At 67.6% G+C, this 12,188-nt stretch carries 9 protein-coding genes; 5 read left to right on the top strand and 4 right to left on the bottom strand.

Features of this window, described 5'->3' with window-relative positions:
• Positions 1 to 23: 23 nt before the first annotated feature.
• Both AC1DQR_RS30035 and AC1DQR_RS30030 read right to left on the bottom strand, forming a co-directional pair.
• Complete coding sequence (locus AC1DQR_RS30035; RefSeq protein WP_006160255.1) at positions 24 to 1,334, bottom strand: dicarboxylate/amino acid:cation symporter; 1,311 nt, start codon at positions 1,332 to 1,334, stop codon at positions 24 to 26.
• Positions 1,335 to 1,913: 579 nt separating this feature from the next.
• The gene (locus AC1DQR_RS30030) at positions 1,914 to 5,297 is read right to left on the bottom strand and encodes a diguanylate cyclase (RefSeq protein ID WP_477134299.1); all 3,384 of its coding nucleotides are present in this window, start codon (positions 5,295 to 5,297) and stop codon (positions 1,914 to 1,916) included.
• A gap of 240 nt (positions 5,298 to 5,537) precedes the next feature.
• Here AC1DQR_RS30030 and AC1DQR_RS30025 point away from each other — a divergent pair, with 240 nt between their 5' ends.
• From AC1DQR_RS30025 to AC1DQR_RS30015, 3 genes are all read left to right on the top strand, one after another.
• Positions 5,538 to 5,798, top strand: coding sequence for a hypothetical protein (locus tag AC1DQR_RS30025; RefSeq protein WP_416047772.1), 261 nt, complete (start codon positions 5,538 to 5,540; stop codon positions 5,796 to 5,798).
• A 192-nt stretch (positions 5,799 to 5,990) separates the two neighbouring features.
• Positions 5,991 to 6,449 (top strand): (2Fe-2S)-binding protein, encoded by a 459-nt coding sequence (locus AC1DQR_RS30020; protein WP_150988428.1) that lies wholly within the window; start codon positions 5,991 to 5,993, stop codon positions 6,447 to 6,449.
• A 12-nt stretch (positions 6,450 to 6,461) separates the two neighbouring features.
• On the top strand, positions 6,462 to 8,705 hold the full coding sequence (locus AC1DQR_RS30015; protein WP_477134298.1) for a xanthine dehydrogenase family protein molybdopterin-binding subunit: 2,244 nt from the start codon (positions 6,462 to 6,464) through the stop codon (positions 8,703 to 8,705).
• Positions 8,706 to 8,720: 15 nt separating this feature from the next.
• Here AC1DQR_RS30015 and AC1DQR_RS30010 read toward each other — a convergent pair whose 3' ends face one another.
• Together AC1DQR_RS30010 and AC1DQR_RS30005 are read right to left on the bottom strand one after the other, a co-directional pair.
• Positions 8,721 to 9,602: an anti-sigma factor family protein gene (locus AC1DQR_RS30010; protein ID WP_477134297.1), complete on the bottom strand. Its 882-nt coding sequence runs from the start codon at positions 9,600 to 9,602 to the stop codon at positions 8,721 to 8,723.
• A complete protein-coding gene (locus AC1DQR_RS30005; RefSeq protein WP_477134296.1) occupies positions 9,589 to 10,287 on the bottom strand; it encodes an RNA polymerase sigma factor in 699 nt (232 codons plus the stop codon). The genes AC1DQR_RS30010 and AC1DQR_RS30005 overlap by 14 nt, the downstream gene beginning before the upstream one ends.
• Before the next feature lie 239 nt (positions 10,288 to 10,526).
• On the opposite strand from AC1DQR_RS30005, the gene AC1DQR_RS30000 reads away from it, so the two are divergent.
• Together AC1DQR_RS30000 and AC1DQR_RS29995 are read left to right on the top strand one after the other, a co-directional pair.
• Positions 10,527 to 11,408, top strand: a complete 882-nt coding sequence (locus tag AC1DQR_RS30000) for a metallophosphoesterase family protein (protein WP_416047776.1) — start codon at positions 10,527 to 10,529, stop codon at positions 11,406 to 11,408.
• Positions 11,409 to 11,483: 75 nt separating this feature from the next.
• The gene (locus AC1DQR_RS29995) at positions 11,484 to 11,858 is read left to right on the top strand and encodes a cupredoxin domain-containing protein (RefSeq protein ID WP_043344319.1); all 375 of its coding nucleotides are present in this window, start codon (positions 11,484 to 11,486) and stop codon (positions 11,856 to 11,858) included.
• The last annotated feature ends 330 nt before the right edge of the window (positions 11,859 to 12,188 follow it).

Raw genomic sequence — 12,188 nt, 5'->3', positions numbered from 1 at the left:
CGGGCCTTGGCGCGCTGGCAGTGTTACTTGCCGGCCAGGACCTGAACGGGTGTCAGGCCGCGGTTGCCGTCGGCAGCGGGGTCATCCGCTTCTTCGGGCACCGGCGCGCCGATGGCGCCTTCGCTTTTGGCGACGACGGTTGTGGCAATGGCGTTGCCAAGCACATTGGTCACGGTACGGCCCATGTCCAGCACGTGGTCGATGCCCAGCACCAGCAGGATGCCGGCCTCGGGCAGGCCAAACATCGGCAGCACCGCGGCCACCACCACCAGCGAGGCACGCGGCACGCCGGCGATGCCCTTGCTGGTGACCAGCAGCACCAGCAGCATGGTCACCTGCTGCGAGAGCGACAGGTGGATGCCGTACACCTGCGCCACGAACAGCGCGGCGAAGGACGTGTACATGATCGAGCCGTCCAGGTTGAACGAGTAGCCCAGCGGCAGCACGAAGCCCGTGATGCGCTCCTTGACGCCAAAGCGGCCGAGCTGCTCGATCACCTTGGGGTAAGCCGATTCGCTGCTGGCGGTGGCGAAGCCGATCATCAGCGGGGCGCGCACCATCTTGAGCAGGCGGAACACATCGCGGCCGAGGAAGAAGTAGCCACCGGCGATCAGCGCCACCCACAGCAGCGCCAGCGACAGGTAGACAGCGCCCAGCAGCTTGGCGTACACGACCAGCACGCCCAGGCCTTCGGCGGTGATCACCGCTGCGACCGCACCGAACACGCCGACCGGCGCGAAGGCCATCACATAGTTGGTGATTTTCAGCATCACGTGCGACAGGCCTTCGATGCCGGCCAGCACGGGTTTGCCAATGCCGTCCTTGAGCGTGCCCAGCGCAAAGCCGAAGAACAGCGAGAACACCACGATCTGCAGGATCTCATTGGTAGCCATGGCCTCGACGAAGCTCTTGGGGAACATGTGCGCGATGAAATCGCGCAGGTTCAGTGCCCCGGTCTTCAGGTTGGAGGCCGCATCCGCCGCCGGCAGCGCCAGGTTCATGCCTTCGCCCGGGCGCAGCAGGTTGGCCATCAGCAGGCCCAGCAGCAGCGAGGTGATGGACGCGGCGATGAACCATGCCATCGCCTTCATGCCGATGCGGCCAACGGCTTTGCCGTCGCCCATGCTGGCGATGCCGCTGACCAGGGTGGCGAACACCAGCGGCCCGATGATCATCTTGATCATGCGCAGGAACACGTCGGTCAGGATGGACAGGTGGTCGGCGATGGACTTGGCGGCGGCGGGGTCCGGCGCATAGTGGTGGGCGGCCGTGCCGGCCAGCACGCCAAGCAGCATCGCAATGAAAATCAGGGTGGGCAGTCGGTTCAGTTTCATCAGAAGTCGGGCCGATGCGCCCGGCCAATGGCCGGACGGCTGTTTTGCGGGGGGGGGGGCTGGCAGCCTTCTGGCATGGCGTTGCCGTCGTGGGGACAGCGCCATGCGGCCTCAGCCGGGAAGATCAGTGCCTGTTCAATCCAGAATCATTCCGGATCAATGCGTTGATCCATGCCAAACGGGCACGGGCAGCGTGTGCCCGGCGCCCACCGGTGTGGTGGGCAAGGTCGGCAAGGCGGGGTCGATCATTGTTTCCTCCATTGTTTTGGGTCCGGGCCGGCACGGGGGGAGCCAACCGTCGACCTGTATGGCCGCTTGGGGCCGGCGCATACATTGCACGAGGCGTGCCAGGCCAAAGGCCGTGCCGAAGCCGCCTAAGCTGCTGAAAAACAAGGAAAAATTAATGTGCGCTCGGCGCACGGTTCGGATTTCCGTGCGGGCGGGGCGACAGGGCGTTCGGTTTTCCGAACGGGTGGCGGGGCTGAAAGCGGCACTGGCGCCCGTGCGGGCGCCAGTGTGTGATGCAAGGGGCATGGCGCGGCCGGCACACGCCGCCGCCAGCCACGCACGCCAGGTGACTCAGGCGTTGTCCACGGGTTGGGTCGGGCAACTCTCCAGGAACAATTCCAGCGGCATCGGCCGCCCGATCACATAGCCCTGGGCATAGTCCACGCCGAGCGAGCGCAAGGCCTGCAGCGTTTCCTCGTCCTCCACGGATTCGGCCACGGTCAGCATGCCCAGGCGATGGCCGATATCGTTGATCGAGCTGACGATCTCGCGGTCCACCGCGCTGCCGGCCAGGTGGCGGATAAAGCTCCCGTCGATCTTGAGATAGTCCACCGGAAACTGCTTGAGATAGGAGAACGACGACAAGCCGGCCCCGAAATCGTCCAGCGCCACGGTGCAGCCAGCGCTGCGCATTTCGGTCACCAGGCGATTGGCCGCCGCCATGTTGTTGATCAGCGCGGTCTCGGTGATCTCCAGCTGGATGCGGCTGGCGGGCAGCACGGACTCGTGCAGCTCGGCGTGCAGGAACGGCAGCAGGAACGGCTCGCCCAGCGAGTTGGCCGACAGGTTGATTGCGACCGTGAGCCTGGGCACCGCGGCCAGGCGCTCGCCGAATTCTTGCAGCACGTGGTGGATCACCCAGCGGTCCACGTGGCCCATCAGGTCATAGCGCTCGGCGGCGGGGATGAACGCGCCCGGCATCACCAGCTTGCCTTGCTCGTCGACCATGCGCACCAGGATCTCGATATGGCGGTCGGCCTGGTTGTGTCTCTGTAGCGCGCGGATCTCCTGGGCGAACAGGCGGAAGCGGTTCGCATCCAGCGCTGAGTGGATGCCGGCGGCAACCTGCAGCTCCTGGTGGTGGCGCTGCGCATCGCTTTCGTCGCGCCGGTACACCGAGACGCGGCTGCGCCCGGCCGCCTTGGCCGCGTAGCAGGCTACGTCGGCGCGGCTCATCAGCTCGCCCATCGGCGGTGTTTCGTGGTCGATGGCGGTAATGCCGATGCTCGCGCCCACATCGTAGACCCGCCCTTCCCACGGGAAACGCTGGCCGCGGATGGCATCGATGATCTTCTGGCACACACGCTCGGCGTGGTCCACCGTGCAGTCCATGAGCAGCAGCGCGAACTCGTCGCCGCCCAGGCGGGCGAGCAGGTCGTCCGGGCGCACGTGGTAGCGGATCACGTGGGCGAGCTCGCGCAGCAGCACGTCGCCCGCGGCATGCCCGGCCGTGTCGTTGACGATCTTGAAGCGGTCCAGGTCGATGAAGCACAGCGCGTGATGCTGGTGCTGCATGCGCGCAGCCTCGCAGGCCTCGCGCAGCCGCTTCTCGAACCAGATGCGGTTGGGCAGCCCGGTGAGCGCATCGTGCGAGGCCGAATGGGCCAGCTCGCGCTGCAGCGCGCGGGCACCGGTGATGTCCTGGAACACCAGCACCGCGCCGATGACCTCGCCGGTAGCCGTGCGCACTGGCGCGGCGGAGTCCTGCACGTCATGGCGGTCGCCGGTCAGGCTTTGCAGCACCGCGCCGTCCTGCAGGTAGACCGGGCGCAAGGTCAGCAGGCACTGTTCCACCGGGCTGGGGATCGGCGCGTTGGTATGCTCGTCGACGATGCGGAAGATGGATTCGAGCGGCTGGCCGGCAGCCGCCTGCATGGTCCAGCCGGTGAGCTGCTCGGCGATCGGGTTCATGAAGGTGACGCCCATGGTGGCGTCGGTGCAGATCACCGCATCGCCGATGGAGCGCAGCGTGATATGCAGGCGTTCCTTYTCCTCGAACAGCGCCTCGGTSAGGYGGCGCTGYTCGGTGATRTCCCAGTTGGTGCCGATCATGGACASCGCGGTGCCRTCGTCCTGGCGCAGCACCATTGCCATGGCGCGGATGTGGCGCACCGCGCCGTTGGGGCGCTGGATGCGGTATTCGGTATCGAAGGTGCGCGTGCCGCGCACCGCCTCGCGCATCTCGGTGCTTGCCTGCTCGACATCCTCGGGATGCACCATCGCCGTCCAGCGCTTGATGTCCGGCGCGCCCAGGGCGGGATCGACGCCGTGCAGCGCATGCATGCGCGCGTCCCACTCGATCGCGCCGCTGGCAACGTCCCATTCCCAGATGCCTACGCCGCCGGCTTCCACCGCCAGCTGGGTCCGGCGCGACAATGCCTCGAGCTTTTCCAGCGCGGCCTTGCGCTCGTCGATGTCTTCCACCTGCGAGATGAAATGCAGCGGCTTGCCCGTGTTCTCGTCGTGCACCAGGGAGACGGCCAGCAAGGCCCAGCGATAGCGGCCGTCCTTGTGGCGGTAGCGCTTTTCTATCCGGTACGACTCGATCTCGCCGGCCAGCAGGCGCTCGACCTGGTGCAGGTCGGGGGCGAGATCGTCCGGGTGGGTGATGGTCGGGAAAGGCAGCTCCGCCAGCTCGGCGGCATCATAGCCGAACAGGTCGCAGATGGCGCGGTTGACCTGCAGCCAGCGGCCGTCCAGCCCTACCAGCGCCATGCCGATGGCCGAATGCTCCATGGCCTGGCGAAAGCGCCGCTCGCTGCCGCGCAGCTCGCTGCGGTCGCGCCGGTTCTGCTCCAGCAGGAAGGCGATGCAGATCGGGAACACCATGATCAGCGCGGTCGACAACTGCACCGACTGCAGCAGGAACGGCTCGTTCGCGCCCAGGCCGAGCGATGCGGTGACCAGCCCCAGCGCCACCGTGCCGCAGATGGCCAGCAACGTCAGCAGGGCAGTGGCAAAGGGATTGGTCAGCAGTGCCGCCAGTACCAGCGGCAGCGCCATCACCACGAACGGCTCGTTGCTCTTGTATAGCGCCACGCCGCCCACCGCCAGGCTCAGCAGGAGCAGTCCGGCAAAACGGGGCAGCTGCGCGCGGCGGAAGGTATCCGCGAAACGCTCGCGGGTGATCGATACCATCAGCGGCAGCAACATGACGATGCCCATCGAGTCCGCTGTCCACCAGGTCCACCAGACCGCGCCAAAGCCGCTGTGGTAGGCGGTGCTGATGGTGGCGGCGCCGATGGTCGCGCCCACCGCTGGTCCCAGCGTGCTGGCCGCGCCCAGCGTCAGCGCGAAGCGCGCCAGCGGTCCCGGGCGGGATAGCGTGGCGCCGCCGGTCATGGCGCGCACCAGCCACGCCGAAAAGGCAATCTCGGCGACGTTGCCCAGCGCCAGCGCCAGCGCGATGACCGGGCTATCGCCCATGGCCGCGTTGGCCGCCAAGCCTGCCACCAGCATCCCCGCCAGTTGCCAGAGCGCATCGCTGCTGCGCTGGTGCAGCAAGATGCCGAGGCCGAAAGCATTGGCCAGCCAGAGCATGGCCACGTTTCCCGGGTAGCGCGACACGGCCAGCCCGGCCAGGGCCAGCAGGAAGAAGGCGATGGCGGATAGCGACACGCGCTGCCAGCGCGGGTAGATGGTGGGCAAGGGGCGGACATCCAAATCTGGCGTCATGTGGCGTCAGCCTGAAGCTGCGTTCTCGAAATTGAGGCGATGGGCGGGCGTCGGGCAGGTTGCACGCGCGGCCCAGCTTAATGGATCAATATAGCGGCGATGCGTCGGAAGCACGAGGCGATAAGCCCCGGTGTGTTCCCGCTATTCGGACTAGCGCCGGACGCCGTTTTGGGGTAGGAGAGTGGCCGCCGGCGAGCCGGAACCGGCCCCGGCGGCTAGTCGCTGCCATGGTGGACAGGCGTGCCGCCGTTCCAGTCCTACAGGCGTTTCAGGCATATCCCCGCCGAGGAGGGGTATTGGCGCGGATATGGGGCCAGCGCGAAGCGCGTCCGCCTCACCAGCCATGGCAGCCCTTGGGCGCGCGGAGATGACGCGACGGCGATTACCGCGCGCGTCATCGCGCGTAGCGCTGTGCGCACCGATTTCGCGACTGTGGCGGCGGACGGCCGGCTGCAAAGCATGACGGGCTTTATCGGCCGCGCGCCGGAAGGCATGGCCTGAGGCCGCCCGGGCACGGTGCATGGTACCGCACGCGACTGCCCTTTTTGCACTATGCTCACAAGGTTGTACGGCGTGCGCACCGCGGCTGGGGCGCGCGCCGCTGACCGGCCGCCGGCGGCGCGGCGCGGCGGATTGAACCGCTGCACCATGCCGGGGGCGGACCAGGGCAAACAGACCCAAGGAGCTCCCCCCATGACCACGCTAGATATCAACGGCAAGCCGTTGCAGGTAGACGTTGATCCTTCCACGCCCCTGCTGTGGGCGTTACGCGACAGCCTTGGCATGACCGGCACCAAGTTCGGCTGCGGCATGGCCGCATGCGGCGCGTGCACCGTGCATGTGAACGGCCAGGCCACGCGCAGTTGCGTGACGCCGGTTTCGGCGGCGCAAGGCGCGCGCATCACCACCATCGAAGGCGTCACCGGCGACAAGGTTGGCCGTGCTGTGCTCGACGCCTGGATCAAGCACGACGTGGCGCAGTGCGGCTACTGCCAGAACGGCCAGGTGATGAGCGCCGTCGGGCTGTTGCGCAGCAAGAAGCACCCGAGCGATGCCGACATCGACCAGGCCATGGCCGGCAACCTGTGCCGCTGCGGCACCTACCAGCGCATCCGCGCGGCCATCAAGGACGCGGCGCGCGCGCTGGCTTAAGGGGACGACATCATGCGAATCAGATACCTCGAAGCGCTGGCCGGCGGCAACCGCAGGCACGCGGACGCCGGCGGCGTCGCCGCGCTGGACCGCCGCAGTTTTCTCAAGCTGACCGGCTTTGCCGGCGGCGGGCTGGCGCTCGGCATCCTGCCAGCCCAGGCCGCGCTGGCGCAGGAAGGCGCGGCGCCCAAGGCCCCGCCTTCACCGCCGCAGGCGTTCCTGCTGATCGCGCCGGACAACACCGTGACGGTGGCGGTCAACCGGCTCGAATTCGGCCAGGGCGTGCATACGGCGCTGCCCATGGCGCTGGCGGAAGAGCTCGACGTGGACTGGCGCAACGTGCGCGCCACGCTGGCACCCGCCGGCGATGCGTACAAGGATCCCGCCTTCGGCATGCAGATGACCGGCGGCTCCACCGCGCTCAATCACTCCTTCCAGCAGTACCGCGAGCTGGGCGCGCGCGCCCGCGCCATGCTGGTATCCGCCGCGGCCACGCAGTGGCAGGTCGACCCGTCGAGCTGTCAGGTGGCGCTGGGCGTGGTCACCTCCGGCAGCCATCGCGCCACCTTTGGCGAGCTGGCGCAGGCCGCCATGGCGCTGCCGGTGCCGCAGCAGGTGACGCTCAAGAACCCGGCGCAGTTCAAGCTCATCGGCAAGCCCACGCGCCGGCTGGACGCGCGCGGCAAGCTGGAGGCCACCACCGCCTTCGGCATCGACGTGCATCTCAAGAACATGGTGGTGGCCGTGGTGGCACGCCCGCTGCGCTTTGGCGGCAAGGTGAAATCCTTCAACGCCGACAAGGCGCGCGCGATCAAGGGCGTGGCCGACGTGATGCTGGTGCCGGTGGATCGCGGCGGCACTGGCGTGGCGGTGGTGGCCAATGGCTACTGGCCGGCCAAGCAGGCGCGCGACGCGCTGGAGATCGTGTGGGAAGACAGCGGCTCCAGCGTCTCCACCAAGGACTTGTTCGCGCAGTACAGGACGCTGGCCGCGCAACCCGGCACGGTGGCGCTGCAGGCTGACATGGGCGCCATGTCCGGCGCCGCGCGCACCATCTCGGCGGACTACGAGTTCCCCTATCTTGCGCATGCGCCGATGGAGCCGCTGAACTGCACCTTGCAGGCCGAGGTGTCGGGCAAGGCGGTGCAGAGCGTGAAGGTATGGGTGGGCTCGCAGTTCCAGACGGTGGACCAGGCCGCCATCGGGCGCGTGCTCGGGCTGCCGCCGGCCAAGGTCACGCTCAACACCATGATGGCGGGCGGCGGGTTCGGCCGGCGTGCCGTGCCCACCTCCGACTACCTGGTCGAAGCGGCCAACGTGCTGCTGGCCTGGGTCAAGAACGGGCATGACGAACCGCTCAAGGTGATGTGGAGCCGCGAGGACGATATCCGCGGCGGCTACTACCGGCCGCTGCATGTGCACCGCGCGCGCATCGGCACCGATGCGAAGGGGCAGGTGCTCGGCTGGCAGCATACCGTGGTCGGGCAGTCCATCCTCTCCGGCACGCCGTTCGAGGCMTTCATGGTCAAGGGCGGSGTGGACKCGACCATGGTCGARGGCMTSGTSGAGAACGACTACGGCTTCCCGCTGCARTTRTCGGTGCAYCACCCGCAGGTGGMSGTGCCGGTGCTGTGGTGGCGCTCGGTTGGCAACACGCACACCGCCTTCGTCAAGGAAACGCTGGTCGACGAAGTGGCCGTCAATGCCAGGCAGGATCCGGTGGCGTACCGCCTTGCGCGGCTGGACGCGGGCAAGCACGCGCGTCATCGCGCGGCGCTGCAGCTGGCGGTGGACAAGTCCGGCTACGGCAAGCGCAAGCTGCCCAAGGGCCAGGCCTGGGGCGTGGCGGTGCATGAGTCCTTCGGCACGGTTGTGGCTTATGTGGTGGAGGTGTCTCTGGTGAAAAACGAGCCACATGTGCATCGCGTGACGGCCGGGGTGCATGCCAACCGCGTGGTCAATCCCATGTCGGCCGAGGCGCAGGTGCAGGGCGCCTGCGTGTTCGGGCTGGCGATGACGCGGCCGGGCTTTGCCATCGAGATCGAAAACGGCGCGGTGAAGAACAGCAACTTCCCCGACTATCCGCCGCCGCGCATCACCGATGCGCCGGTGGTGGACGTGTTCTTCGTGCCCTCCGAGGATCCGCCCACCGGGCTGGGCGAGCCGGGCGTGCCAGCCATTGCGCCAGCGGTGGCCAACGCGCTGTTCACGCTCACCRGCAAGCGCCAGCGGCAGTTGCCGTTCGTGCTCGCCTGAGCCCGGGCGCCGGGCTCAGGGCGCGCGGTTGTCGCCGGCCGCGCGCCAGGCCTGCGTGAAGCGCAGCAGGTCGTCGGCCGAGGCATCGGTGATGGCCGCGTAGCGCATGCCGTCCGACTCCCAGATTGCCAACTGGTAGCCTTGGCGCGCCTCGATCTGCGGCGGTGCCTGGCCGCGGCCGGGGTTGGCGGCTGGCTTGCTGTCCGGCTTGTCCGCCGTGCGCGATGGCAGCACGAACACGTCGATGGGGTGCTGGTTGCGGCGGTAGACCAGCACCGCCACCGGCCGCCCATGCACGTAATCGAGCCGTCCCCCGACCAGCGGGAACCCTTGCGGCGCGAGTTCCCGTACCGACGGCGCGTAGTCGATCCGGCCATTGAACCAGGGTTTGACGGTGTGGCGGTCCGACGAGGCGACATCGATCGTGTGCCCCGAGATCAGCGCGCGCACATGGCTGCTTACCATCTCGCCTTCCACCGTCGGCCCGGAGCCATCGCTCAGCGCGTACTGGACCATGCCGATGCCCAGCGTCGCCACCGTCAGCGCGGCCATGGCGGCATTGGCGGCGGGACCCCATTCGAAATAGCGCCGCATCCATTGCCACCATGCGCCACCGTTGCCGGAGGGCGCCGCCGCAGCGCCGGAGCCAGCCGCCTGTGGCGCTGGCGTGGCCTGGGCTGCGTCCAGCGCCGCGGTCAGCCGCGCGCGCAGGGCCGGCCCGGCGCGGTGGTAGGGCGCATGCGCGCGCAATACCGTGCGCAGTTCGCGCAGGTGGGCGAGCTGCGCGGTGCAGGCCGTGCATTGCGCCAGGTGCTGCTCAAGGCGCAAGGCATCGCCCGCGCCGAGCTCACCGTCAGCACTGGCCTGCAGCAACAGGCGGGCGTCATTGCAGTTCATGGCCTGTCTCCCCGGCAGGTTGCGGCGGCGTGGCGTGGATAGCGGTTGCCGCGGCGGCCCTGTCTGTTGCCGGTGCAGTGGACAGGGTGCCGGCTGCGCTAAGGTCGGCGCCGCCCTGGTTGCCGACGCCGCGCGTGCCCTCCGCGCGCAAGGCGAGCACCGCCGCCGCCAGCAGCTTGCGCGCGCGTGCCAGCCGCGACATCACGGTGCCCAGCGGAATTTCCGCGATGACGGCGATATCGCGATAGGGCAGGTCCTCCAGCTCACGCAGCACCAGGACTTCCCGAAAGGCCAGCGGCAGGCGCTCCAGCGCCAGATGCAGCAGCCGGACATCCTCGGCGCGCAACAGCCATTGCTCAGGGCTGTCGCCGTGGCCATCCTGCCAGCCGGGCAGCGGCTCGCCATCGAAATGCGCGTCGTCGTAGCCCGAGCTCTCGGCCTGGCCCGGCTGATGCCGCTTGCGCCAGGCGGTGAACCACGTGTTGCGCACGATCGCCAGCAGCCACGCGCGTGGCTGGTCGCCCCGGAAGCTGTCAAAAAAGCAGAAAGCCCGCAGGCAGGCTTCCTGCACCACGTCATCCGCCTCCACCGGGCTGCCCGACAGCCAGCGGGCCAGGTTGTAGGCGGCGTCGAGGTGCGGAAGCACCAGATCGTCGAAACGGCGGCGCTGGTCGGCAGCGTTCACGTCACTCCTTTGGCTCGGTGCCCGGGCTGGGCGCATCGCGCGCCATCCCCGTTCATTCCGTCTCTGCCGCGTATACCGGGAATGCACTGAGTTTATTCCCGATTCTCACCACCACCACGTAAAAAAATTTTCGCCAGCAACGGGAATAAACACGCCTGCGCGCCGGTATGACAGGCAGGTCCCCAGCAACCGGATTCCGATCGCGATCCGATCGATCCGATCAACCGATGGAGCTCAATATGCAGCGAGCATGGAAGCGGCGCGATTTTCTCGGGCTTGCCGCGTGCGCCGGCGGCGCGGTGTTTGTGTCGGCATTGCCCGGATGGGCCGCCGGCCGCGACGAAGCGTTCTACTTTGTCCAACTCTCGGACGCGCACTGGGGCTTCCAAGGCCCGCCCAATCCCGACGCGCGCGGGACTTTGCCCAAGGCGGTGGCGGCGGTCAACGCACTGGCCCAGCCGCCGGATTTCCTGATGTTCACCGGCGACCTCACCCACACCACCGATGACCCCGCCGAGCGCCGCCGGCGCATGCGCGAGTTCCAGTCGATCATCGCCGCGCTCAAGGTGCCGGTCGTGCACCTGATGCCGGGCGAGCACGACGCCAGCCTGGACCAGGGCGCTGCCTACCGCGAACTGTTCGGGCCCACGCACTATGTGTTCGACCACAAGGGCGTGCACTTCATCGTGCTGGACAACGTGTCCGATCCTGCCGGGCGGGTGGGCGCGGCGCAGCTCGACTGGCTTGCCGCGGATCTTGCGCAGCAGCCGCAGTCGGCGCGCATCGTGGTGTTCACGCACCGTCCGCTGTTCGATCTGTATCCGCAGTGGGACTGGGCCACCCGGGACGGCGCGCAGGTCATCGAGCGCTTGATGCCGCATCCCAACGTGACAGTGTTCTACGGGCACATCCACCAGGAGCATCACCACATGACCGGGCATATCGCGCACCACGCGGCGCGCTCGCTGATGTTCCCGTTGCCGGCGGCGGGGTCGCAGCCGCAGCGCTTGCCGGTGCCGTGGGATCCGGCGCAGCCCTATCGGGGATTGGGCTGGCGGGAAGTGGAGGCGGGCAGGGCGTCGGGGGATTTCGGGATCGAGGAGAAGCCTGTCAATGGTTGAGCAGATCGTGCCATGCCGCTTTGAACGGCTTTGGGCTGCTTTGAACTGCTTTGAACTCGCTATCAGGAGTTGGTCATGTCAGTCATCGGACGGGAAGGAATCAGCCGCAGGCGGGCGCTGTGCTGCCTGCTGGCGCTGGCGGGCGGGACGCCGCTGCTGCGCAGCGCGGCCGCCGCGCCAAGGGTGATCAAGGTGCATGCGCGCAAGTTTGTCTTCACGCCGAACCGGATTGCGCTGCGGGTCGGGGAGCCGGTGGTGTTCGAGCTGACCGCGCAGGATGTGATCATGGGGTTTAGCGTGCCGGATCTCGGCATTCGGGAGGATTTGCCGCCCGGCAAGGTCGTGCGGGTTTCGGCCTTGCCCAAGGCGGCTGGCAGCTTTGGGTTCTTGTGCGATATTTTTTGTGGGTCCGGGCACGAGACGATGAACGGGGTGATTGAGGTTAGTTAGTTCGTTTGTTGCAACCGCAACTGATTAACTTCAAAGTCAAAGGCAACTGCAGTTTCACCACCCCTGCGGGGCGGCGACCTACTTTTTTGTCTTGCCAAAAAAGTAGGCAAAAAAGGCGCGCCGGATGGGGCGACACCCCCCTCGGGCTTCGACGAAAAGAGCGGCCGGGACCCAAACTCGCATCGCCTTAAGGATTCTCTGCAAAACGTGTCAGCGAGTGGCGCTTCCCCTACGTTGCAATAGTCAGGAGGAAGCTGCCATGAAGCAAGGAGAATTGGGATTGAACCTGTCGACAAAGCGCACGCGTAAGCGCGAGTTCTTGGATGAGAT

This window comes from Cupriavidus sp. 05L411 (assembly GCF_056398045.1).
Note: the sequence above shows the minus strand (reverse complement) of the source record. Positions and strands in the feature narration are given on the sequence as shown.